We start from the raw sequence: 23484 nt of genomic DNA, 5'->3' as shown, positions 1-23484 counted from the left end.
ATTTGTGCCATGAAGAACGTTACAGCTTTTGATGATTTGGGCAAGCGCGCCAATAAATTTTCTCGTCCGGTGGCTGTTTTTTTTATTTTAATGGGCATCGGCGCGTTGTTTTTGGGTTATTGGTTTCAAGATAATTTGCAACTGGCGTCTGACGGCTCCAACCCTGCTATCAAAACCGCCGATACCAGCTCGATTGATAACGCCCTTGACGCAACCGGTTTGGGGCCGCAGGGCGACAATAGCAATGCCCCATCAGCATTACCTGGCACAGGCAACATAGTGGGCAACGTCACCCTGCCATCAGCCACGAAGGATAAAAAAGCGAACAACAGCGCGCCAACGCCAACCACCGCAATACCTTTGGTCGCCGCCAATATCAGCAAAAATGACCTATATAGTTTTATGCAAAAAGATAGCTTTGGTAAGGCCTTGGTGCGCGGTGGCGTCTCCCCGGCGGAGGCTTACCTCGCCACCCAACAGGCGCGAAAAATATTCCCCCTTTCCAGTTTGGGCGAAAACCAAGTGGTCAAACTCGATTTTGGTCGCACCGCGGATAACCAACGTTTCCTAAAACAATTTTCAGTGCGGGTGGGTGATACATCGCAATTGTTGGTCAAACGATTAGACGGCGGCACGTTCGAGGCCACCATGAACCAATTGGCGGTCGATAATTCGGTTAAGTTATATCGCTTTAAAATCGACAAAACCGGCAGTTTGGCCTCCAGCGCCGAAGCCGCCGGCTTATCACAAGAAAATATTCAAAACATGGTCGACTTGCTATCGCTTGATATCAACCTGCAAACCGATATTCACACCGCTGATTTGATTCAATTGCTGTTTGACGAAAGCACCGTCGCGCAAAAGGACGAAATCGGTGGTAACTTGCGGGTGGTGTTTGTCTCATCGCCCAAGGTCGGCACCGACAACGCCTTCTTCTACTTTGTCGATGAAGGTGGTTCGGCCGGTTATTATAACAGCGACGGCAAAAGCCAACGCAAAATGTTGTTGGCAACACCAGTCGACGGGGCGCGTATTACCTCTGGCTTTGGCGACCGGTTGCACCCAGTCCTCGGTTTTACCCGCGCCCATCGGGGGATAGATTTCGCCGCACCGATTGGCACCAAGGTCAAGGCGTCGGGTGATGGCGTGGTGGAGGTCTTGCGCTGGGAGAGCGGCTATGGCAATTATTTAAAAATTCGCCACCGCGATGGTTATGCCACCGCCTACGCCCACCTGTCGCGTTATGACACCGGCCTTGCGCTGGGCAGTAAGGTTAAGCAAGGCCAAATAGTTGCCTATGTTGGCAACACCGGCATCAGCACCGGCCCCCACCTGCATTATGAAATTATGATTAGCGACAACCAAGTTAATCCCTCCACCGTGAAATTACCGGCGCTACGCGCCCTGCGTGGTAACGACCTTAACCGCTTTGAATTGGTTAAAAAAGACGCCTTGCTTCGCATTCAAAACGCGCAGATAATGGCCAAGGAATAGCTAAGGTATAATCCTTGGTAGTATTTTTTTAAGAGGTCGGAGGCGTAACATGATTCACCCGTCTCTATCGCGCACCGTGGCTATCCAGCTCAGCGTTTTGCTTATTATCGCGGCGATGACCTATCACGGCGTCATCATTCAAATCCAGGCCAGCGATTATAACATCAGCACCCTTGGTATCGGGATTATCAATAGTTTTTTTTACATCGGCTATTTTGTTTCTTGCATCTTGACCAAGCGCTTTATCGCGGCTTGGGGTTATATCCGCGGTCATGCCTTGATGACCACCATTTACGGCCTGGCGACCTTGCTTTTCCCCATCCACCCGGGGGTTGTCACATGGTCCCTGCTTTATGGTATTTGCGGCATCGCGTCGGGCGGCATGTTTGTTGTGTTTGAAACCTGGCTTAATTTTGCCACCGACAACAAGGGGCGCGGTCAAATTATGGCGATGTATATTATCATGATAACCTTGGGTAAAATTATCGGCAATTATGCCTTTAATTATATCAGCAGTTTCAGCTTCTCGCACTACAGCTACATCACGATGTTTATTTTGGCGTCGATGTTGCCGCTTCTCACCACCACCCTGCAACAACCCAGCCCGGTAACTGGCAATTTTTTATCATTTCGCGCGGTGTATAAAATATCGCCGGCCGCGCTGGTTGTGCTATTTTTAAGCCAAATCGGCAGTGCCTCGGCCAACAGTCTTGGCGCTATCTTGGGTAAAATGATGGGCTTTAATTCCTGGTATATTTCTAACCTGATGAGCTTGATATTTGTCTCGGCCATTGTCATGCAATTACCGTTGGGCAATTTATCGAACCGGGTCGATAGGCGACTGGTGATGCTGTGGGTCGCGGTGGTCATGGCCATCGGCAACCTAATGCTTATATTTTCGGCCATCGACACGCGGTGGTTTTGGCTGGCGATGGTTCTTATCGGCGCGACGATTTATAATTTTTATCCCCTGGCGATGGCTCATATCAACGACCTGCTTCATGAACAACATCGCGCCGCGGTTACCGCGCAATTGTTGTTGGTGGCATCGATTGGCCAAACCATCGGCCCGCTGACGACCTCTTACTTTATGGCGCATTTTGGTTACAAGGGATTCTCGATGGTGTTGTTGGCCGAAAGCGCGCTGATATTATTATTCTTGCTTAACCGACTGCGGGTGCGTCACCCAACTAAACAAGATAGAACCGTTATTAAATTTGTGCCCGAGCTACCGATGGCACCATCGGTCGTGCAACCGGTTGAGGCAAAAATTAGGCGGACAAAAAAATAAGGATTGCTGTTTTATGGTGGCTATGGTAAGCCTCCTTTAAAAATTGCTATAATTTTTTTTGAAATTTTTTTTTCAATATCTATTGTGGTGGCTGTAGCTCAGTTGGTTAGAGCACCTGATTGTGGTTCAGGGGGTCGCCGGTTCAAATCCGGTCAGCCACCCCATCCTTGATTATTATCCTTTGATTTGTATGGCGGTGCTTGGGAAGGCCTCACGAAGTGCCCGCGCCGCCAATAATATTTAATTAATTTTTAGTGATTTTTGATAAACCTCGAGCGCGCCCGAGCTATGCAAGATTGCGATAAACACCCCCACCACCACGTCGGGCCAAATCGATGGGTAAAAAATAGTAATCAAGCCGGTGGCGATAATCGCAATGTTATTGATGGCGTCGTTGCGCGACGATAAATAGGTCGCCCGCAACAGATTATTTTTTTTATTTTTTCGCTGATGCCCCACCAGTAACAGCGAGCAAAAAACATTAACCGCGAGCGCGCCGAGGCTAACCCACGATATCACATGGCCCGACGGCGGAATTTGAATGGTTAATTGGCGATATAATGCCCAGATGGTTGCCACCGCCGGCAAGGCCATGGTGATGGCCAAAAACAACCCAACCCGCCGCCGCCATAATGCCGACCACAGGGCGGCAAAAAAAACCAGCAGGTTCATCGCCGCATCCTCCAAAAAATCTATCGAATCGGCGGTTAAGGCCACCGAATTAATCTTAACGGCGTAGAAAAATTCAACCGCAAAATATAACAAATTTAATGCCGCAATCACCAGAATGATTCTGCGTAGTTCTTTTTTCATGCTGTTGAGGCCTTCTTATCCATTTACAGGTTGCCTAACCTTATCGCAACCTTGCCTTAAGCAACCTGTTTCGAGGCGCGTTTCCGTTCATGTTCGGTCAGGTAACGTTTGCGAATGCGGATACATTTTGGTGTAATCTCGACCAATTCGTCATCTTCAATAAATTCGACCGCGGTTTCCAGCGTCAATGGCACCGGCGTTATCAACCGCACGGCTTCATCCGCGCCCGACGCCCGCACATTGGTCAATTGCTTGCCCTTCAAGGGGTTAACAATCAAGTCGTTGTCGCGGCTGTGAATGCCTATCACCATGCCCTCGTATAATTTGTCGCCTGGGCTGGAATACATCCGGCCACGGTCTTGCAATTTCCACAGGGCGTAGGCCACGGCCTCCCCCTGCTCCGACGATATCAACACCCCATTGCGCCGTCCGGGAATATCGGCCTTCACCGGCCCATATTCGTCAAACACATGCGACATCAAACCCGTGCCGCGCGTCATGGTCATGAATTCCGATTGGAAGCCAATCAAGCCGCGCGCCGGTATTTTATACTCCAAGCGCGTTCTGCCATTGCCGTCTGATTCCATGTTTTGCAATTCGCCACGGCGGCGGCCCAATTCTTCCATCGCCGCCCCTTGGGTGTCATCTTCCAAATCAATCGTCAGTGCTTCATATGGTTCGCATTTTTCACCATTGACCTCGCGGTAAACCACCCGTGGTTTGCCAACCGCCAATTCAAATCCTTCGCGCCGCATGTTTTCGATTAAGATGGTCAGGTGAAGCTCGCCGCGCCCCGATACGCGGAACACATCGGCGTCGGCCGTGTCCTCAACCTTCAGCGCGACATTAACCAACAGCTCGCGCATCAAACGCTCGCGAATTTGTCGGCTGGTAACAAATTTTCCCTCGGTGCCGGCCAGCGGCGAAGTATTAACCATAAAATCCATCGTTAAGGTCGGCTCGTCAATCGCCATCACCGGCAGGCCAACCGGGTTATTCGGGTCGGCTATCGTCACACCGATGCCGATATCGTCAAGGCCCGAGATAATAACAATATCGCCGGCCTCGGCTTCCTCCACCGGCACCCGTTCCAGCCCGCGAAACCCCAGCACCTGGTTAATGCGGCCTGGCGACAATTGTTTATCGCCATACATCACCACAACATTTTGCCCGGCCTTTATCAGGCCATTTTTAATTTTACCAACCCCCAATCGACCGGTGTAGGACGAATAATCCAAGGCCGATATTTGTAATTGCAATGGCGCGTTGCGGTCGCCGTCGGGTGGGCTTACGTGTTTCAACACCACCTCGAACAGCGGTTTCATGCTGTCGGATGGTTTATCAATATCCAGCGTAGCGTAACCATTGATGGCCGAGGCATAAACCACCGGAAAATCCAGCTGTTCGTTGCTCGCCCCCAAATTCACAAACAAATCAAATGTATGGTTCACCACCCAATCGGGGCGCGCCCCCGGGCGGTCGATTTTATTAACCACCACAATCGGCCGCAACCCCAAGGCCAAGGCTTTTTTGGTAACGAAACGGGTTTGCGGCATTGGCCCCTCCACCGCGTCAACCAACAGCACCACACCATCGACCATGCCGAGGACTCGTTCGACCTCGCCACCAAAATCGGCGTGCCCCGGGGTATCAACAATGTTGATGTGGGTGCCTTCAAAATTAACGGCGGTGTTTTTGGCAAGGATAGTAATACCGCGTTCTTTTTCAATATCGTTCGAATCCATCACCCGTTCGGTTACCTGCTGATGCTTGGCGAATGTGCCCGATTGTTGGAGCAGTTTATCGACCAAGGTGGTTTTTCCATGGTCGACGTGGGCAATGATGGCGATGTTTCGTAATTTGCGTGACATAATTATTTTATCAAAGGTTGTATAAAATTCGTTAGATAAAATAAATTCACCAAAAATTAGGTTTATTCCTCAACGTGTTTATAAGTTTTGTCATAGCACCCCCGCCGCCATAAGGCAAGCGGAGTCTGCGACGCGGGTAATTTATAGTTTTTGATTACTCAACAGGACGTTTAGATTGCAAAACGTCAAGCAACGCGGCCTCAATATCAGAAAATTGAAAGGTAAAGGATTGCGCCAATAGTTTTTTTGGTAATACCCGTTGGCCGTGAAGCAACAACCGGTCGCCCATTTCGCCGAAAATCCATTTTATCATAAAGGCCGGAATGAAAAACAATTCAAATTTTCTTAACACCTGGGCGAAAACTCTTGCGAATTCCTTTTGCGGCAACGGGTTGGGCGCGGTTAGGTTGTAAACGCCACGGCAATCTTTATGTTCGATAAAAAAATCGATGGCGTTGATGATATCGCGCAAATGAATCCATGACATGTAAAAATCGCCGCGCCCCATGCGCGCCGAGACAAAAAATTTGGCCGGCAGAATAAGCCGCGCCAACAACCCGCCGGGTTTTTTGGTTTGCACCGACCGCCCCAACACCAACCCCAAACGCATGATGACCGTGCGGCAGGTTGATTCGGCACGCCGCGCCTCATATTCCCAGGCGGCGCATAATTTGCTGGTAAATTCGTAACTGGCATTAACCCGCTCGTCGATGATTTCCAAGCCGCGCGCGCCATAGTAACCAATCGCTGAGGCCGAGATAAAAACCTTCGGCTTGTGTTTTAATTTTTCAAGCGACGCCACCAACCGGCGGGTTGTTACCAACCGCGATTCCATCAATATGGCTTTTTGCTTTTTGCTCCATTTTTTTGCTGAAATCGATTCGCCGGCCAGGTTGATAACCGCATCCAGCTGTTCATTTTGGTCCAATGATTCGGCCGAATTAATCATCCGCACCGATGGCGCCAGAAAACCATCCCCCTTGCGGCCGCGCCGCCCGTGCGGCGAACTCATGCCACGGGCCACGACAATTACCTGATGCCCGGCCATGGCAAAATGTTCAACCAGCGATGCGCCAATAAATCCCGTGCCACCTGTTATTAGAATTTTCATAGGTTTATCCTATTATCGATTCCTCTGTAAATAAAGCAAAAAAACCTTTATGATAATAAAAAATATGTCAAATGTTGGATTTTTAAATTCGGTCGCCAGACAACCCAATGCCGGTGTTTTTATCGTCTTGCCCTACCTGCCCAACCAACGCGCTCACCAAGCACAAAGGTTGCAGGAAGCAATCGAGCTGGTGCGCGCCCTGGGCGAGCGGGTGCTGGGCTACCACGCGGTGCCACTCCGCGCCATCAGCCCGGCGACCCTGATTGGTAAGGGCTCGCTCGATATCATCAAGGAAAAAATAAACGCCGCCGCGCCGCCGCGCGAATCATGGGAAACCAAGCCCGATGTTGCCTTTGTTTATGTCGATTACGCCCTGAGCGCGATACAGCAACGCAACATCGAAAAAAACCTAGCCTGCTATGTCGAAGACCGCGAAGGCCTCATCCTTAATATCTTTTCGAAACGCGCCACCAGCGAGGAAGGCCGGTTGCAGGTGAAGATGGCGCGATTGCAATATGACCAATCGCGCCTGGTGCGCAGTTGGACGCACCTTGAACGGCAACGTGGGAGCACTGGTAATATCGGCGGCCCGGGTGAAAGGCAAATCGAATTGGACAAGCGGAAACTCGCCGACGATATAAAAAAAATCGAGGTGAAATTGGAGAAGGTTATCAAAACCCGCACCCTGCATCGCAAAACGCGGCAGAAAGTCCCCTACCCGATTGTCGCCCTGGTGGGTTACACCAACGCCGGCAAATCGACGCTGTTCAATCGCTTAACCGGCGCGACCGAATTGGCGATGGATTTACTGTTCGCGACGCTTGATACCCATGTGCGGCGCGTCACCCTGCCGTCGCGGCGCGAGGTTATATTTTCTGACACGGTTGGCTTTATCAGCAACCTGCCAACCCATTTGATTGCCGCCTTCGGCGCGACGCTGGAGGAATTGGCCGAGGCGGCGATTATCATCCACCTGGCCGATTTGTCGGCCGATGATTTTGTTTTTAAGGTCAATGCGGTGGAAAAGGTGCTGGCGCAACTTAACTTGCCGCCGACGCAGAAAAAATTTCTGGTTGGCAACAAATATGATATTTTCAAGAAAAATGGCCATGCCACCAATTTGATAACCGACATCAATGTCTCGGCCGTGACCGGTGAAAACATCGACCAATTGTTCGCGCTGATAGACAAAGAATTGGACGGGCTGGAGGGGGTGGTTACCAAAACCTACGAAGTCGACATCAACGACGAACAATTACCGCAACGGCTTTACCATGCTGGCCGCGTGATAAAGGATGAGGTGATGGACGAACCGCCGCATCAACGCCATATCACGGTCAAATTATCGCGCCTGGAAATGGATAAATTGGGCAGTTAATCGGCGAGATAATGGGTTAGATAATTTGGCTAAAAAAGTGAAAAAAAACATGGTTGGGGGTTGCCTTTTGTTCTAATATTTGCTAGCCAAACGGATGACACTATCGGGATAATCATAACCTTAAAAAATAAGAATATCACACCATGCCAAAATTAAAAAACAAATCATCAGCCAAAAAAAGATTTAAAATCACCGCCACCGGCAAGGTGCGTTTTTACAGCGCTTACCTGCGCCACGGCACATCAAAACGGCCAAGCCAAATGAAACGGCAAAATCGCGGCTCGCAAATCATGCAACCGCAGGACGGGCGTAAAATTTTAAAAAATTACTTGGTCGTTCGCTAAAAAAAACAAGAAAACCAAAAAATAAAAAACCATAGAAGAGAAGGAGCATTATCATGGCAAGAATTAAACGCGGTGTTACCGCCCACGCCCGCCACAAAAAAGTTTTAAAAAAGGCCAAGGGGTATTTTGGCCGCCGCAAAAACACGATTCGGGTTGCGAAGCAGGCGGTTGAAAAGGCCGGCCAATATGCCTATCGCGATCGGCGCAACAAAAAACGCGTCATGCGTGGTTTGTGGATTCAGCGTATCAACGCCGCGGCGCGTATGCATGGTTTGACCTATAATCGTTTTATCGACGGTTTGAAAAAATCAAATATCGACCTCGATAGGAAGGTTTTGTCAGAAATCGCCATCCACGATGCCGATGGTTTTAAACAGCTTGCCGAAAAGGCCAAGGTGTTTGCTGATAAGGCCAATAGCAAGGCGGCTTAGTCGGCCGTTCTTGGCCAAGAACGCTAAGAAGCAAGCATTCCAAAAACCACCCAAAAAACAATTTGGGACAATGGGATAGGTTCGCTTTTTATTAACCGCTCAAGATTTTCACCCGCGATTTTATCGTTCATTGTTGATTGTTTTTATTTTTAGGAGACGTAACTTTTGTCCTCTACCATCGAAGATGTTTTATCGTTAGAAAAAAATGCCATCGCCGCCCTAACGGCGATAACCAACCTTGTCGCACTGGAACAATGGAAAAGTAAATTTTTAGGAAAAAAAAGCCAGTTAAACGAATTCGCCACCGCCATCGCCACCATGTCGGCGGAGGATAAAAAAACCTGCGGCCAGGCCATCAATCGTGTCAAAAACACCTTAACCGCCGCCCATGGCGACAAAATGGCCGAGCTCGGCGCGCGCGATTTGGCAAAAAAATTATCGGCCGAAAAAATTGACCTCACCCTGCCCGCGCGACCGGCGACGATTGGCAAGTTGCACGCCATCAACCAAACCATCGAAGAAGCCATCGCTATTTTGGGCGAGATGAATTTTGTCATGGCCACCGGCCCCGAAGTTGAAACCGATTTTTATAACTTCACCGCCCTGAATATTCCCGAATCGCACCCGGCGCGCCAGATGCAGGATACATTTTACGTGAATAAAAACGACGCGGAGGGTCGCCCGCTGGTGCTTCGCACCCACACCTCACCGGTGCAGATTCGCGCCGGTGAAAAACTGGGCGCGCCGTTACGCGTCATGGCGCCCGGGCGGGTTTACCGCGCCGACAGCGACATGACCCACACCCCGATGTTCCACCAAATCGAAGGCTTGGTGATTGATAAAAACATTAACTTCGGCCATTTGAAAGGTTGCCTGTTTGAATTTTGTCGCTCGTTTTTTGAAATCGCCGATTGGTCGGAATCGCTCCTGCGGTTTCGGCCGAGTTATTTTCCATTTACCGAACCGTCGGCCGAGGTCGACATTGCCGCCCACCGCAAGGACGGCAAATTAACCATCGGCACCGGCGATAGTTGGTTGGAAATTTTGGGGTCGGGCATGGTTCATAACAATGTTATCAAAAACATGGGGCTTGACCCCAATGAATGGCAGGGTTTTGCCTTCGGCCTTGGCGTTGAACGATTGGCCATGTTGAAATACGGCATCCCCGACCTGCGCACATTTTTTGATTCTGACCTGCGCTGGCTGGAGCATTATGGTTTTTCGCCCTACCTGCAACCATCTTTACTTACATCGTTGGTGATATAAAAAAATGAAATTTACTTTTTCTTGGCTCCGCGATCATTTGGAAACCTCGGCCACGCCGCAGGCAATTGCCGACAGCCTGACCGCCCTGGGGCTGGAGGTTGAAGCAATGACCGACAAAGCCCAAGCCCTGAAAGATTTTGTCATCGGCGAAGTCACCGAATGCGGCAAGCACCCCAATGCCGATAAATTATCGCTGTGTAAAGTTTCAGACGGCAACGCAACATTTCAAGTGGTGTGCGGCGCGCCCAATGTGCGGCAGGGGCTAAAAATTGTGCTGGCGCGCATCGGCGCGACTATTCCGCGCAACGGCATGGTGCTGGAAAAAGGCGTCATCCGCGGCATGGAATCGCAGGCGATGATTTGTTCGGCCTATGAATTAACCCTGGGCGACGACCACGATGGCATTATCGAATTGCCGAGCGACGCGCCGGTTGGAAAAAATTACGCCGCTTGGGCCGGCTTAGACGATGTATTGTTTGAAATAAAACTAACCCCCAATCGTGGCGATTGTTTGGGGGTGCGTGGCATTGCGCGTGATTTGGCGGCGGCCGGTTTGGGCGCATTAAAGCCATTCGCGCCATCAGCGGTGAAGGGCGATTTTGCCAGCCCGATAAATTGGGTGATTGAAGGGAATACAAAAGATGCCTGTGCAGTGGCCTGCCCCGTTGTGCTTGGCCGTTATTTCAAGGGCGTAAAAAACCAACCATCGCCGGCTTGGCTGAAACAAAAATTGCAATCGGTCGGGTTGAAATCAATTTCGGCCCTGGTCGACATCACCAATTATTTATCGCAAGATTTGGCGCGGCCACTCCATGTTTTTTCTGGCAAGAAATTAGGTGCGGGTGATTTGACCATGCGGTTTGCAAAAAATGGTGAAAGCCTGCTTGCGCTGGACGAGCAAACCTATGATTTGCGCGACGACATGTTGGTGATTGCCAATGGCCACGGCGTGCAATCGCTTGCCGGCATTATGGGCGGCATGGATAGCGGTTGTAAATTGGATGATGACGAGGTTTTTTTGGAGGTTGCCTATTTCAACCCCATGACAATCGCCAAAACCGGCAGGGCGTTAAACCTGTTGTCAGACGCGCGTTATCGGTTTGAACGCGGTGTCGACCCGGCTGGCCTGATGGCCGGGCTTGACCGCGCGACGCAATTGATTTTGGAAATCTGCGGCGGCACGGCATCAACCATCACCACCGCCGGTCAACCATTACCGGCGAAACCCGCAATTAATTTTAACCCGCAAATTATAAAAACCCTCGGCGGGATTGATTTGCCAAATGACACCATCGCGCAAAAATTAACCGCGCTCGGGTTTACCATCGATAAGAAAAAAGAAAGCTGGCTGGTAACCCCGCCAACATGGCGCGGCGATATCGAAAACGACCATTGCCTGGTGGAGGAGGTATTGCGCCTCCATGGGTTTGATAACATCCCGGAATGCCCCCTGCCCCGCGCGGTCGCGACCCGGGTGGTGGATGAAACCGGTCGCCGAATAATGGTCATGCGCCGCGCCCTGGCCATGCGCGGGTTTTATGAAACCGTTACCTGGTCATTCACCACCGAGCAATTGGCGCGTGATTTTGGCGCGACCGAGGTCATCACCCTGCAAAACCCAATTCATAGCGACATGAACAGCCTGCGGCCATCGGTGCTATGCAATTTATTATTGGCGGTCAAAAACAACCAAGACCGTGGGTTTGACGATATTAATCTGTTCGAGCAAGGCCTGGCCTTTCGCGGTGTCGCGCCCGACGAACAATGGCGCGCCATTGCGGGCGTGCGTTACGCGCCAACCCAACTTCATTGGCAAAAAAACTTGCCGTTGGATAGTTTCGTGCTGAAGGCCGATGTCGCCGCCGCCATCGCCGCCATTGGTTTTAACCCCGACAATTTGCAAATCAAACAAGATGCTTTGCCGGCGCATTTTCACCCCGGGCTGGCGGCCAGTTTGAATTTGGGGCGCGATACGATTGGTTATTTCGGCGCGCTTCACCCCGCCCTGTTGCAACATCATTCCGTCGATGGGCCGGTGTTTGGTTTTGAATTGTTTATCGATAAAATCCCGGCCAGCCGCGCGCAAAGCACCCGCACCCGCCCGCCGCTTTTGTTGAATGATTTACCACGGGTGACGCGCGATTTTGCTTTCGTGGTTGATAAAAAACATAGCGCGGCCAGCATTATCGCCGCGGTGAAAAAATCCGATAAGAAATATATCACCGCCGCCACTATTTTTGATATTTACGCCGATGCCAAAACCCCAGAAAAACAATCGGTGGCGGTGCGGGTAACCATCACCCCCGACGACAAAACATTGTCGGATGGCGATATAAAAAACCTCAGCGATAAAATTATTGCCGAGGTTATAAAATCAACCGGCGGCGAATTGCGACAATAAATAAATCAACCATCATCAAAAAAAAACAACACCAGCAACGAAAGGCTTACACCATGCAACAGGATAAAATCATCATCAAGGGCGCGCGCCAGAACAACCTCAAAAATATCTCGCTCGAATTACCGCGCAACAAATTGGTGGTTATCACCGGCCTTTCCGGGTCGGGCAAATCGTCGCTTGCCTTCGACACGATATTTGCCGAGGGGCAACGTCGCTACGTCGAGAGTTTATCATCCTACGCGCGGCAATTTTTGGAAATGATGCAAAAGCCCGATGTCGATTCGATAGAGGGTTTATCGCCGGCGATTTCCATCGAACAAAAAACCACGTCGCGCAACCCGCGCTCGACGGTTGGCACGGTGACCGAAATTTACGATTACATGCGCCTCATGTGGGCGCGCGCTGGCATTCCCTACTCCCCCGCGACTGGCTTGCCGATTGAAAGCCAAACCGTCAGCCAAATGGTCGACAGCGTGATGAAGATGGATGAGGGCATGAAAATTTTTATCATGGCGCCGGTGGTGCGTGGCCGCAAGGGCGAATACCGCAAGGAGATGCTCGATTACCGCAAAAAAGGTTTTCAACGGATAAAAATCGACGGCAATTTTTATGAATTGGACGATATTCCAACCCTCGATAAAAACCTCAAACACACTATTTCGGTGGTGGTCGACCGCTTGGTGGTCAGCAAAAAAGACGATGCCGCCGAAAAAGAATTTGCGCGCCGCCTGGCCGAAAGCATCGAGCAGGCATTAAAATTAAGCGAGGGCTTGATGACGGTCGAGGAAGCAACCGGTGGCAAGGAGCATATATTCTCCGAGCAATTTTCTTGTCCGGTGTCGGGCTTCACGATTGAAGAAATCGAGCCGCGACTTTTTTCATTCAACAACCCGCATGGTGCCTGCGCGGCCTGCGGCGGCATCGGCGAAAAACGCACGGTCGATGAGGCCCTGCTGGTGCCGAACGACAAATTGTCGTTGAAGGACGGCGCATTGCAAGGTTGGGGCGGTGCCAACCCCGCGCCATGGTATCGCCAAACGTTGGAGGCTCTCTGCAAGGCCTTCGGCGGCGACATGCACATGCCCTATCGCGATTTGCCGGCCAAAACCAAAAAGGCCATCATCCACGGCACCAAGGAAGCTATCGATTTTCAATTCGATGATGGCGTGCGCAAGGTAAAAAGCGTGAAACCATTCGAGGGCGTCATCGCCAATTTGGAACGGCGTTACCGCGAAACCGAATCGAATTGGGCGCGCGAGGATATCGAACGTTACATGTCGGTTGTGCCCTGCAACGAATGCGGCGGCATGAGGTTAAAGCCCGAGGCCTTGGCGGTTAAAATTAACAAAAAACATATATCGGAGGTTGCCGGCCTGTCGATTAGCGAGGCGCAAAAATGGTTTAGCGATTTGCCAAATCATTTGGATAAAAAACGCCAAACCATCGCCGAACGTATTTTGCGTGAAATCAAGGAACGTCTGCAATTTTTGGATAATGTGGGTTTGGATTATTTAAGCCTGTCGCGCCCCGCCGGCAGTTTGTCGGGCGGCGAATCGCAACGGATTCGCTTGGCCTCGCAAATTGGCTCGGGCCTGACCGGTGTGCTCTATGTGCTTGACGAACCATCCATCGGCCTGCACCAGCGGGATAACGCGCGGCTCCTCACCACCCTGGAACGTTTGCGCGACCTGGGGAACACGGTCATCGTTGTCGAGCATGACGAAGACGCGATGCGCCACGCCGATTATTTAATCGACATCGGCCCGGGCGCGGGTATTCACGGCGGGCATTTGGTCGCCATCGGCACGCCGGCCGAGGTCTTAAAATCGAAAGACAGCATCACCGCGCAATATCTATCGGGCAAGAAAGAAATCACCATTCCCAAAAACCGGCGCAAGGGCAATGGCAAAAAATTGGGCATCAGCGGGGCGAAGTCAAACAACCTAAAAAATGTTGGGGTGGAGATTCCGCTCGGCACATTAACCTGCGTCACCGGCGTGTCGGGTTCGGGCAAATCGACATTGATTTTGGAAACCCTTTACCCCGCCCTGTCAAAGGCCTTGATGGGGAGCACCTTCCCCGGGTTGCCATACGACAAATTGGAAAATTCGGTTTACCTTGATAAGGTTATCGACATCGACCAATCACCTATCGGTCGAACCCCACGGTCAAACCCCGCCACCTATACCGGCCTGTTCACGCCGATTCGCGATTGGTATACCAACTTGCCGGAGGCCAAGGCGCGCGGTTACGACGCCGGACGTTTCAGTTTCAACGTAAAGGGCGGGCGATGCGAGGCCTGCCAAGGCGACGGCATGATAAAAATCGAAATGCATTTCTTGCCCGATGTTTACGTGGTGTGCGACCAATGCCGTGGCAAACGATACAACCGCGAGACATTGGATATAACCTGGCGCGACAAAAATATTTTTGACATTCTCGACATGACGGTCGAGGAAGGCCATAAGTTTTTTGCCGCCGTGCCATTTATCAAGGAAAAACTCGAAACCCTCGAACGGGTTGGTTTGGGTTATATCAAAATTGGTCAATCGGCCACCACCCTGTCGGGCGGCGAGGCGCAACGGATAAAACTTGCCAAGGAATTGTCGCGCAAGGCGACCGGCAAAACAATTTATATTTTGGATGAGCCGACCACCGGTTTGCATATCGAGGATGTAAGAAAATTGCTTGATGTCTTGCAAGCTCTAGTCGAGCAAGGTAATACCGTGTTAGTTATCGAACATAATTTGGAGGTTATCAAATGCGCCGATTGGGTGATAGACATGGGGCCAGAGGGCGGCGACAAGGGCGGGCAAGTTGTGGCGATTGGCACGCCGGAGGATATTGCGGCATCGCCGAAATCCCTAACCGGTGAATTTTTGAAACCAATTTTAAAACGGAAATAAAAACATGATAGAAAATATTGCGGCGATATTCCTGATTATATTTAACGCGGTGGTGCAATTTTATTATTGGCTGGCCATCGTCCATATTTTATTATCGTGGTTATTGGCCTTCAACATCATCGACGTGCAAAACCGCATTGCGGCAAAAATTGTGTTCGGCGTTAATCGACTTATGATGCCGATATATGATTGGATACATCAATTCTTGCGGCCGATTGGCGGCGGCATGATAGCGATGTTCGATTTTCGACCGATGCTGTTCATCGTCTTTCTCTATTTCTTTCGACCGATGGTTTATGCTATAGTCGCAAAAATCGTTACGATGCTAACCCAACACTAAACTAGAGACAAAAAATGACAACAATTATCGACGGCAAAGTATTTGCTGAAAACCTCGTAAACGACATCGCGCGCGAGGCAAAAAAAATTATCGCCAAGGGCGTGAAGCCATGCCTGGTGGTGGTGTTGGTCGGCGACAACCCGGCGTCGGAAGTTTATGTCAAAAACAAAATCAAAACCACCATTGCCGCCGGCATGGAAAGTCGCGAACATCGCCTGCCCGCCGCGACATCGGAAAAAGATTTGCTTGACCTGATTGACAAATTAAACCGCGACCCATCGGTCAATGGTATTTTGGTGCAATTGCCATTACCAAAAGGGTTGGACGAGCATAAGGTTATCCAAACCATCTCGGCCGAAAAAGATGTCGATGGTTTCCACCTGACCAATGTTGGGTTGCTGTCGACCGGCGGCAAAAACGCGCTGGTGCCCTGCACCCCCTATGGCTGTTTATTGTTGTTGCAAGATTATTTTAAAAACAAAGATTTGGCTGGGCGCAAGGCCGCGGTTATCGGCCGTTCGAACATTGTCGGCAAACCGATGTTTCAATTATTATTGTCGGCCAACGCGACGCCGACGATTTTGCACAGCAAAACAAAAAACATGGAAAAGGAATTGGCGCAATATGATATCGTGGTCGCGGCGGTCGGCGTGCCCGAAATGGTCAAGGGCGCGTGGTTGAAAAAAGACGCGGTGGTTATCGACGTCGGCATCAACCGCATCGAACGTAACGGCAAAAAAATTATCGTCGGCGATGTTGACACGGCATCAGCCATGGGGATTGCCGCCGCCATTACACCGGTGCCGGGTGGCGTCGGGCCAATGACCATCGCCTGCCTCCTGCGCAACACGCTCGTCGCGACCGCGCGGCAACATGGATTGCCCGAGCCACAACTTTAGCCCATAAAATGACGCGTCCGAAATCGCCCTCAAGTAGCGAAGCGCGTCCTCAAGTAGCGTCAGCGGTAGGACAAAATTTTGGGCAAACCAACCTGCCCTCAAGTAGCGGAGCGGTAGGGCAAACCAAATTGGTAAAAAAAATTTTTGCGGCCTTTCGCCAACATAACCCCGAGCCCAAGGGCGAACTATACCACACCAACAATTTTACCCTGTTGCTGGCGGTAATATTGTCGGCCCAGGCGACCGATGCCGGCGTGAATAAAGCCACCAGGCCGTTGTTCGACAAAATTGCCACACCGCAAGATGTGATTGATATGGGTTTGGAAAAATTTACCGACGCGGTGCGGAGCATCGGGCTTTATAAAACCAAGGCCAGCAATATCATGAAAACCTGCCACATCTTGGTTGAAAAACATAATGGCGTGGTGCCGCAAACGATGGATGAGTTGCGGCAATTGCCGGGCGTCGGCCGCAAAACCGCCAATGTCGTATTGAATATTGCCTTTGGTCAGCCGACCATCGCGGTTGACACCCATGTGTTTCGCGTCAGCAACCGATTGGGCCTATGCCGCACCACCAACCCTGAAAAAACCGAGGAAGCATTATTAAAAATCATTCCAACAGAATTTTTATCGCACGCGCACCACTGGCTTATTTTGCATGGCCGCTATATTTGCAAAAGCCAAAATCCACAATGCACTAATTGTTTTTTGACCAACTGGTGCGAATTTTATCGCACCAATAAATAATAGTGCGATTTTTATCGCACCCACAAATTATAGTGCGACTATTTTCGTTGCAAATAAAACCTAAGTATTTTTTTCCAGCGCGCGGGTTTTTGTTTCGATACGCTGTTGCAGTTCTTTTAAAAAATCCTCTTTCGTCAACCCGCTCGGCATGGCCGGCAAAATCGCCACTTCCGCCCTGCCCTTTTTCATATAATCTTTGTTCCAAAAACAACCGGTGTTAACCGCCACCGGATAAACCGGCGCGCCCAACCGCGCCATCATGTAAACCCCGGGTTGATATGGCCGGGTTTTGCCAACCTTCATCCGCGTCCCCTCGGGGAAGATCACCAACACGCGTTTTTTTGCCAATTGCTTCTTCATCGATTTTATTATGGTCAGCATCGCCGCCGCGCCGGCAGCGCGGTCGATGGCGATATTCTCCGCCGCCTTTAAAAATCCACCAACTATCGGCACGGCCAGCAATTCCTTTTTCAAAATGATGCAGGGGTTGTAAAACTCAACCGATAGCAACATCGTTTCAAACATCGATTGATGCTTCATCGCCAACACATAGGGCGGCTTGGCCAAATGGTCACGCCCTGTCACATGATAGGATAAACCGACAATGTGGCGCAATGCCCACAGCAATCCACCCTCCCACCATTTGGAAAGCAGGTAAACCCAATATTGTTTTTTGATAATATAAAGCGGCGAAAAAATTAAACCTAACAACAATGTCCACACGACAGCAAACACATAATAACTATATTGCCTTACCGCCGCCATTATCGTTACCACCGCTATTGGTTCATGGTATCAAAAAAGTCGTTGTTGCTTTTGGTTGATTTTAATTTTTCGGTTAAGAATTCCATCGCCTCAACACTGCCCATCGGGTTTAGCACGCGGCGTAAAACCCACATTTTTGATAGGGTGTTTTTGTCGACCAAGACTTCCTCTTTCCGCGTGCCCGATTTCACAACATCGATGGCGGGGAAAATCCGTTTGTCAGAAATTTTGCGGTCAAGCACGATTTCGGCGTTGCCGGTGCCTTTGAATTCTTCAAAAATCACCTCATCCATGCGCGAACCGGTATCAATCAGCGCGGTTGAAATAATCGTCAGCGAGCCGCCTTCCTCAATATTTCTGGCGGCACCAAAAAATCGTTTTGGCCGTTGCAAGGCATTGGCGTCAACCCCACCGGTCAAAATCTTACCTGACGAGGGCACCACGGTGTTATAGGCACGGCCGAGGCGCGTGATGGAATCGAGCAGAATAACCACATCTTTTTTATGTTCGACCAAACGTTTGGCCTTGGCAATTACCATGTCGGCAACCTGCACGTGGCGGGTGGCCGGTTCGTCAAAGGTTGATGAAATAACATCGCCCTTGACCGAACGTTGCATGTCGGTCACTTCCTCCGGCCGTTCGTCAATCAACAGCACGATGAGGTAAATTTCCGGGTGATTTTTTTCGAGCGCATGGGCGATGTTTTGCATGATAACGGTTTTACCGGTGCGCGGCGGCGCGACAATCAATGCCCGTTGCCCCTTGCCCAATGGCGCAACAAGTTCGATAACGCGGGTGGTGAAATCACGTTTGCCGTCCTTATCCATTTCGATTTCCAATTTTAATTTTTGCGTCGGGTAAAGCGGCGTCAAGTTATCAAAATTAACGCGATTTTTGCACATGGCCGGGTCGTCAAAATTGACCTCCTCAACCTTTTCCAGCGAGAAGTAACGTTCGCCTTCCTTTGGCGCGACAATGTTACCGCTGATGGTATCGCCAGTGCGCAACGACAGCGATTTAATGGTCGCCGGCGTTACGTAAATATCATCGGGGCCGGCCAAATAATTGGAGCCGGTCGAGCGCAGAAAACCGAAGCCGTCTTGCATAACCTCGAGCACGCCGTGGGCCGAAATCGATTCCCCCTTGAGCGCGATTGATTTTAATATCGCGAACATCATTTCCTGACGGCGCATGGCGGCGGGGTTTTCGACCCCGTGTTTTTCAGCCAGCGATAAAAGCTCGCCGGTGTTTTTGGAAGATAATTCCTTGAGATGCATGTTTTTTTTTCCTATAATAATTTTCTTATAATGATTTTTTTAGATTAGAACAAAAACCGACATAGCGGTTGTTGCGAATTAAATATAAGATTCAGGACGAACCCTTAAAAATTCTATGTAACCTTCCTACCCCAGCAAAACCAGCATGTCAAGCGATAATGCGGTTTTATTTTATCGGCGGTCAATTTGCCATAAATACTTAGAAATTTACCCCCAGGCCAAGGCCGGTGAAGACCGCCAATGGCCCGGCTGGCACGGTGTATTTATAATTATCTGAAGTAATTATACCGTTGATAAGCACGTTATCGGCCAGACCGCTGGTATAGGCTGTTTTCAGCAACGAATGTATATATTTTACATTAATATCGGTATGAAAAAGGCCATTATCATAACTGAGTGTAATTTGCGGCGACAAAACAAACCCGATGCCGCCGGTATAATTGGCGGCGGTTAGAATCGCCCCGGCGTTGCCAATCACCGGCGTTTTGCCAACTGATGTTGGTGTGGTTGGCGTGGCTGGCTGGGTTGGGTCAGGATTCCCTGGGGAAACCGGAATACCCGAATTGGTAGGTGGCAATAGCTTCCCTTGGTTGGTTGGGTCAGCATCCGGAGCAATCGCGCCGCCAACATAAACGATAGTGCCATTTTGCAACCCCGCCTTAATTTGAGCATCGGTAAGGGGGGAGGCAGGATTGGTGGCGGAGGTAATTACCCCGAAAGCACTGATTGAATAACCGCCGCTAAAACATTGATTCGCCGCGAGCTTACGATTGCCAACCGTGTTATCAATATAGGTGTTTGCATTTGATTTGATCGGAATAATATAATAAAAATTGGGAAGATAAGCATTGCCCTGCGGTAATGCCCAGCCATTTGAATCGGTAATATATAGACCAACGCTAGAGTTTGCGTTATTACAACTGGCGTAGGGATTCCATTTATTACCAGTTGTTGGGTCAGTCAAATCGGTGTGTGGGTCAACAACGTAGCGATAGGCCGCGCCGCTCGACACCAAAATATTGCTCGCCCCGGGCTGGCTGGCACTTGGCGTGATGCTCAGGCTGGACAGCCCGACCCCGACCCCAATACCAAATTTTAATCCCCAATAACCGCCCTTATCAAGGTTAAAATTAATGCTTGGCACCAAGGACACAACATTCATATTGACGTTGTAATCATAACTGCCGGCGGCGGTTTGTGCCTCTGCCCCGTTGGTGGTTGTCCAACCGTGGTTAAAGCCGGCATAATCAAACCCGATGCCAAACCCCGAAATATGTTGATAAATAAACGACGCCCCATAGCCAAAGGTTGATTGCCCATCGCCGGCGGTGTTTAAACCATCGTTCCGTTGCAACACGCCCCCCGCAAAATTATAGATATAACCAAAATTGCCTGTTAGCATCAATTTGCCATCGATGTCGTAAGCCAATAGGTTGGTGTTTTTTTCGACCGGTGTTGGGCTGGTGGCCAGAGATTTGTTGACGATTAATTTTTGCACCGAATTGATATTGGTAGCGGCCGTGGCCAGCGTCGGGGTAAATAATAAGGTCGCCAATGCCATGCTGGCTAGGCCAAGTCCTATTTTCTTGGTTGAAAAATCAACCCCCGTTTTTTTTGTATATATTTTTTGCATAAACATTACCCTCCCGAAAGTTAAAAAATATCATTTGTTATTTCTGCGCGCCCGCTTGCCGCAACAAATCGGCTGATTCTTGATGGTCGTTTTTCATCGCCAGGCTTAGGGCGGTTTCGCCGTCCTTTGCCCGCATGTTGGGGTTAGCCCCCTTGTTTAATAACATCCGCACCGTGCTGTCGTTACCGCGCGACGCCGCCCACATCAGCGCGCTCCAGCCATCTTTATCTTGCTGATTGAGGTTGTTGCCATTTTTTGCCGCAAGCAACAGGGGGATAATGCCGGTTTTACCGGTGCTACTGGCCCAAATAAGGGCGGTGCCTTTGCTTTTATCTTTTTTATTAACCTTCGCGCCAGCCGCGAGCAACAATTTCACGATTTCTTCATCGCCACCACTGCTGGCATACATCAAGGCTGTCCAACCGATGGTATCGTCGTCATTCACGTCAATCCCCTTTTGCGCCAATAACAGCGATACAATTTTGGTGTGCCCATTATAGGCCGCGGCCATCAGGGCAGTGATGCCACTTTTGTCATTTTTGTTAAGCTTGGCTTTTTTATCCAGCAGGTCTTGCACCATGCTGGTAAAGCCCTTGCCGCTGGCAATAATCAAGGGCGTGTCGCCGTTGACATCGCGCTTATTTATATCTTTGCCAGTTGCAATAAGGCCACGCGCCGTCACCTGGTCATTGCTGGATATTGCGTCGGTCAAGGCACTGGCGATTGCCGATTGAGATAAAACAACGGAAATCGCAATCGCCGCACCGCTGACAAACAATCGCCGCGCTATCGAATTATATGACATATTCTTCATCTTCTCTCCGTCTTCCTTCTATCTTTTCTTCCCTAGTTTTTTATCCAGGTGTTTTATTTTTAATTTCTATATAAAGAGGAAAAGATGTTTATGCAAGCGTTTTTTTAATATATTCATCTTTGAATTAATAAAAACAACTAATAGTTTTATAAAATGGGTTATAATTTTTTATTTCACGCGCGTGATGGCGCGACGCCTCCCGTCATCTTACAATATGGTTGATACAATACCGGGGTAAGCGGCGATTCGATAAAAAATGCCGCCGATTTTACCCTTATGGTGGCCCTGCCCCGCTTTTTTGGGATAAGGGCAATAATAATAAAGAATGGTTTGTCTTCTCCCCCTTTGCCAATAAATTGGCAAAGGGGGAGGAGAAAACAACGAGCCGAGTTAGTTGTTGTTTTTAGGAGGCTCGCCGAAAACTATAAACCTAAATAAATGTCCCAATAAATGTCCTAACTATCAAAAAACGTGATTAACGCCGCCCCAATAGAGAGGCGTTCTCAAACTCACCATCGCCATCCATGGTATGCGGCGGCGACATATCGGCCTCCATTCTTTCATTATTTTTTTGCAACTGGCGGCGCGTATCGCTGAATTTTTTATTGTTAATGCGCGCCGCTTGTGATTCACGAATATCTTGGCGAATCCCCTCATTTAAAATATCGATGCGTGAATTAAATTCGGCGATCGCCACACCGGCGACCGAGCCCAGCATGCTCATTGTCAAAATCATTAAAATAATTTCGGCAATAGTCGTTTTGCCACTTGCATTGTTGCGATGTGTCCCCATTGTTGTCCCCCTAAAATAATATTTATTGATATGACTTCTTGCCCATCAATAACTGCTATTATAAAGTATTAGGCAAAATAAGTCAATATTTTTATCTGTTTTTTTCTTAGATATGCTATTTTTTATTACAATTTTATATAAATATCGCAAGTATTAATTATGCTTAGTTGTTAATTTTATTTTTGCAATTTTTTTTTAGTTTTCGGCTGATAACCGAACGCGGTGGATTACCCCAATATGTTACCGATTGATTTTCGCATAAATAAGGACTATATTACTCCTATAAGAATTCACCCCGAAAGAACCAAAAAAAAACCATGTTTATCGAAACCGAAACCACCCCAAACCCCGAGGTTCTAACCTTTCGGCCGCATATCGACGGCGGTGGCATGGCCCTGCCGCGCGTTTTTTCATTTCCCAGCAAAGAACTGGCCAAGGAAAAATCACCCCTCGCCTATCATATTTTTGGTATCGACGGTGTGCGCGAGGTTTTTTTGGGCACCGATTTTATTTCGGTGATGAAATCGCCCGAGCAATCATGGGCGACGATGAAACCGCTTATTATCAGCAATATCATCGACAATTTTGCACGCGGTGAGAAGATTATTATCGAAACCACGGGCAATGTCGCGACGGAAAGTAAAAAGGTCATTTTGCACGACCCGAAGGACGCACCGACCGTCGAAAAAATAGAAGAATTAATCGAAACCCGCATTCGCCCGGCCGTGGCACGCGACGGCGGCAACATCGTGCTTGAGGGGTTTGATAAGGGCATTGTTTACCTGGCGATGCAGGGCGCTTGCTCGGGTTGCCCATCGTCAACCGCGACCTTGAAGGCCGGCATCGAAAACATGTTGAAACATTTTATCCCCGAGGTTACGGAGGTTCGGCAATCCTTATAAAATCTT

Annotated in this window: 20 protein-coding genes, 1 tRNA gene and 1 pseudogene; 14 read left to right on the top strand and 8 right to left on the bottom strand. The window is 49.6% G+C overall.

Going from position 1 to position 23484, the window contains the following annotated elements:
• The first annotated feature begins 9 nt into the window (after positions 1-9).
• The 3 genes from QM529_01490 to QM529_01480 all read left to right on the top strand — a co-directional run bounded on the left by QM529_01490 (position 10) and on the right by QM529_01480 (position 2949).
• A complete protein-coding gene (locus tag QM529_01490) occupies positions 10-1494 on the top strand; it encodes a M23 family metallopeptidase (protein MDI9313337.1) in 1485 nt (494 codons plus the stop codon).
• Between the two features lie 49 nt (positions 1495-1543).
• Positions 1544-2785, top strand: a complete 1242-nt coding sequence (locus QM529_01485; GenBank protein MDI9313336.1) for an MFS transporter — start codon at positions 1544-1546, stop codon at positions 2783-2785.
• Positions 2786-2872: 87 nt separating this feature from the next.
• Positions 2873-2949 (top strand) — tRNA-His (locus tag QM529_01480).
• A gap of 76 nt (positions 2950-3025) precedes the next feature.
• Here QM529_01480 and QM529_01475 read toward each other — a convergent pair.
• From QM529_01475 to QM529_01465, 3 genes are all read right to left on the bottom strand, one after another.
• Complete coding sequence (locus QM529_01475; protein MDI9313335.1) at positions 3026-3598, bottom strand: cation transporter; 573 nt, start codon at positions 3596-3598, stop codon at positions 3026-3028.
• A 56-nt stretch (positions 3599-3654) separates the two neighbouring features.
• On the bottom strand, positions 3655-5469 hold the full coding sequence (gene typA, locus QM529_01470) for a translational GTPase TypA (GenBank protein MDI9313334.1): 1815 nt from the start codon (positions 5467-5469) through the stop codon (positions 3655-3657).
• Between the two features lie 154 nt (positions 5470-5623).
• Positions 5624-6580 (bottom strand): TIGR01777 family oxidoreductase, encoded by a 957-nt coding sequence (locus QM529_01465; GenBank protein MDI9313333.1) that lies wholly within the window; start codon positions 6578-6580, stop codon positions 5624-5626.
• 49 nt (positions 6581-6629) lie between these two features.
• Between QM529_01465 and hflX the strand changes: the two genes are divergently transcribed.
• The 9 genes from hflX to nth all read left to right on the top strand — a co-directional run bounded on the left by hflX (position 6630) and on the right by nth (position 17294).
• Positions 6630-7958, top strand: coding sequence for a GTPase HflX (hflX, locus tag QM529_01460; protein MDI9313332.1), 1329 nt, complete (start codon positions 6630-6632; stop codon positions 7956-7958).
• 143 nt (positions 7959-8101) lie between these two features.
• The gene (gene rpmI / locus QM529_01455) at positions 8102-8302 is read left to right on the top strand and encodes a 50S ribosomal protein L35 (GenBank protein MDI9313331.1); all 201 of its coding nucleotides are present in this window, start codon (positions 8102-8104) and stop codon (positions 8300-8302) included.
• Positions 8303-8355: 53 nt separating this feature from the next.
• Positions 8356-8733 carry a 50S ribosomal protein L20 gene (gene rplT / locus QM529_01450; GenBank protein ID MDI9313330.1) on the top strand — a complete coding sequence of 126 codons (378 nt, stop codon included), beginning with the start codon at positions 8356-8358 and terminating at the stop codon, positions 8731-8733.
• A gap of 165 nt (positions 8734-8898) precedes the next feature.
• Complete coding sequence (gene pheS, locus QM529_01445) at positions 8899-9999, top strand: phenylalanine--tRNA ligase subunit alpha (GenBank protein ID MDI9313329.1); 1101 nt, start codon at positions 8899-8901, stop codon at positions 9997-9999.
• 4 nt (positions 10000-10003) lie between these two features.
• On the top strand, positions 10004-12400 hold the full coding sequence (pheT, locus tag QM529_01440; GenBank protein ID MDI9313328.1) for a phenylalanine--tRNA ligase subunit beta: 2397 nt from the start codon (positions 10004-10006) through the stop codon (positions 12398-12400).
• Positions 12401-12453: 53 nt separating this feature from the next.
• Positions 12454-15306 carry an excinuclease ABC subunit UvrA gene (gene uvrA, locus QM529_01435; protein MDI9313327.1) on the top strand — a complete coding sequence of 951 codons (2853 nt, stop codon included), beginning with the start codon at positions 12454-12456 and terminating at the stop codon, positions 15304-15306.
• A gap of 4 nt (positions 15307-15310) precedes the next feature.
• The gene (locus tag QM529_01430) at positions 15311-15646 is read left to right on the top strand and encodes a YggT family protein (GenBank protein MDI9313326.1); all 336 of its coding nucleotides are present in this window, start codon (positions 15311-15313) and stop codon (positions 15644-15646) included.
• Between the two features lie 14 nt (positions 15647-15660).
• Positions 15661-16545, top strand: a complete 885-nt coding sequence (gene folD / locus QM529_01425) for a bifunctional methylenetetrahydrofolate dehydrogenase/methenyltetrahydrofolate cyclohydrolase FolD (GenBank protein ID MDI9313325.1) — start codon at positions 15661-15663, stop codon at positions 16543-16545.
• An 8-nt stretch (positions 16546-16553) separates the two neighbouring features.
• On the top strand, positions 16554-17294 hold the full coding sequence (nth, locus tag QM529_01420; protein ID MDI9313324.1) for an endonuclease III: 741 nt from the start codon (positions 16554-16556) through the stop codon (positions 17292-17294).
• A gap of 60 nt (positions 17295-17354) precedes the next feature.
• Here the strand turns inward: nth and QM529_01415 are convergent, their stop codons facing one another.
• The 5 genes from QM529_01415 to QM529_01395 all read right to left on the bottom strand — a co-directional run bounded on the left by QM529_01415 (position 17355) and on the right by QM529_01395 (position 22576).
• Positions 17355-18059, bottom strand: a complete 705-nt coding sequence (locus QM529_01415) for a lysophospholipid acyltransferase family protein (protein ID MDI9313323.1) — start codon at positions 18057-18059, stop codon at positions 17355-17357.
• Between the two features lie 14 nt (positions 18060-18073).
• Positions 18074-19336 carry a transcription termination factor Rho gene (gene rho, locus QM529_01410; GenBank protein ID MDI9313322.1) on the bottom strand — a complete coding sequence of 421 codons (1263 nt, stop codon included), beginning with the start codon at positions 19334-19336 and terminating at the stop codon, positions 18074-18076.
• Positions 19337-19535: 199 nt separating this feature from the next.
• Entirely contained in the window at positions 19536-20969 is a 1434-nt protein-coding gene (locus QM529_01405; protein MDI9313321.1) for a hypothetical protein, read from the bottom strand.
• Between the two features lie 37 nt (positions 20970-21006).
• Entirely contained in the window at positions 21007-21783 is a 777-nt protein-coding gene (locus QM529_01400) for an ankyrin repeat domain-containing protein (protein ID MDI9313320.1), read from the bottom strand.
• A gap of 475 nt (positions 21784-22258) precedes the next feature.
• Complete coding sequence (locus QM529_01395; protein ID MDI9313319.1) at positions 22259-22576, bottom strand: hypothetical protein; 318 nt, start codon at positions 22574-22576, stop codon at positions 22259-22261.
• Positions 22577-22893: 317 nt separating this feature from the next.
• On the opposite strand from QM529_01395, the pseudogene QM529_01390 reads away from it, so the two are divergent.
• Positions 22894-23154: pseudogene (locus QM529_01390) on the top strand (NifU N-terminal domain-containing protein).
• Between the two features lie 75 nt (positions 23155-23229).
• Positions 23230-23478 (top strand): NifU family protein, encoded by a 249-nt coding sequence (locus QM529_01385; GenBank protein ID MDI9313318.1) that lies wholly within the window; start codon positions 23230-23232, stop codon positions 23476-23478.
• Positions 23479-23484: the final 6 nt, after the last annotated feature.

It is taken from the genome of Hydrotalea sp., assembly GCA_030054115.1.
In the GTDB taxonomy this organism is placed as follows: domain Bacteria; phylum Pseudomonadota; class Alphaproteobacteria; order JASGCL01; family JASGCL01; genus JASGCL01.
This window is presented reverse-complemented; position numbering and strand designations above follow the sequence as displayed.

What these genes read in the sequence shown, in the direction of transcription:
- rpmI (MDI9313331.1), top strand. Translation starts at nt 8,102, where the DNA reads ATGCCAAAATTAAAAAACAAATCATCAGCCAAAAAAAGATTTAAAATC.
- folD (MDI9313325.1), top strand. Translation starts at nt 15,661, where the DNA reads ATGACAACAATTATCGACGGCAAAGTATTTGCTGAAAACCTCGTAAAC.
- QM529_01400 (MDI9313320.1), bottom strand. Translation starts at nt 21,783, where the DNA reads ATGAAGAATATGTCATATAATTCGATAGCGCGGCGATTGTTTGTCAGC.
- rplT (MDI9313330.1), top strand. Translation starts at nt 8,356, where the DNA reads ATGGCAAGAATTAAACGCGGTGTTACCGCCCACGCCCGCCACAAAAAA.
- rho (MDI9313322.1), bottom strand. Translation starts at nt 19,336, where the DNA reads ATGCATCTCAAGGAATTATCTTCCAAAAACACCGGCGAGCTTTTATCG.
- QM529_01465 (MDI9313333.1), bottom strand. Translation starts at nt 6,580, where the DNA reads ATGAAAATTCTAATAACAGGTGGCACGGGATTTATTGGCGCATCGCTG.
- QM529_01475 (MDI9313335.1), bottom strand. Translation starts at nt 3,598, where the DNA reads ATGAAAAAAGAACTACGCAGAATCATTCTGGTGATTGCGGCATTAAAT.
- pheT (MDI9313328.1), top strand. Translation starts at nt 10,004, where the DNA reads ATGAAATTTACTTTTTCTTGGCTCCGCGATCATTTGGAAACCTCGGCC.
- QM529_01415 (MDI9313323.1), bottom strand. Translation starts at nt 18,059, where the DNA reads ATGGCGGCGGTAAGGCAATATAGTTATTATGTGTTTGCTGTCGTGTGG.
- uvrA (MDI9313327.1), top strand. Translation starts at nt 12,454, where the DNA reads ATGCAACAGGATAAAATCATCATCAAGGGCGCGCGCCAGAACAACCTC.
- nth (MDI9313324.1), top strand. Translation starts at nt 16,554, where the DNA reads ATGACGCGTCCGAAATCGCCCTCAAGTAGCGAAGCGCGTCCTCAAGTA.
- QM529_01490 (MDI9313337.1), top strand. Translation starts at nt 10, where the DNA reads ATGAAGAACGTTACAGCTTTTGATGATTTGGGCAAGCGCGCCAATAAA.
- QM529_01395 (MDI9313319.1), bottom strand. Translation starts at nt 22,576, where the DNA reads ATGGGGACACATCGCAACAATGCAAGTGGCAAAACGACTATTGCCGAA.
- QM529_01430 (MDI9313326.1), top strand. Translation starts at nt 15,311, where the DNA reads ATGATAGAAAATATTGCGGCGATATTCCTGATTATATTTAACGCGGTG.
- QM529_01485 (MDI9313336.1), top strand. Translation starts at nt 1,544, where the DNA reads ATGATTCACCCGTCTCTATCGCGCACCGTGGCTATCCAGCTCAGCGTT.
- typA (MDI9313334.1), bottom strand. Translation starts at nt 5,469, where the DNA reads ATGTCACGCAAATTACGAAACATCGCCATCATTGCCCACGTCGACCAT.
- QM529_01405 (MDI9313321.1), bottom strand. Translation starts at nt 20,969, where the DNA reads ATGCAAAAAATATATACAAAAAAAACGGGGGTTGATTTTTCAACCAAG.
- hflX (MDI9313332.1), top strand. Translation starts at nt 6,630, where the DNA reads ATGATAATAAAAAATATGTCAAATGTTGGATTTTTAAATTCGGTCGCC.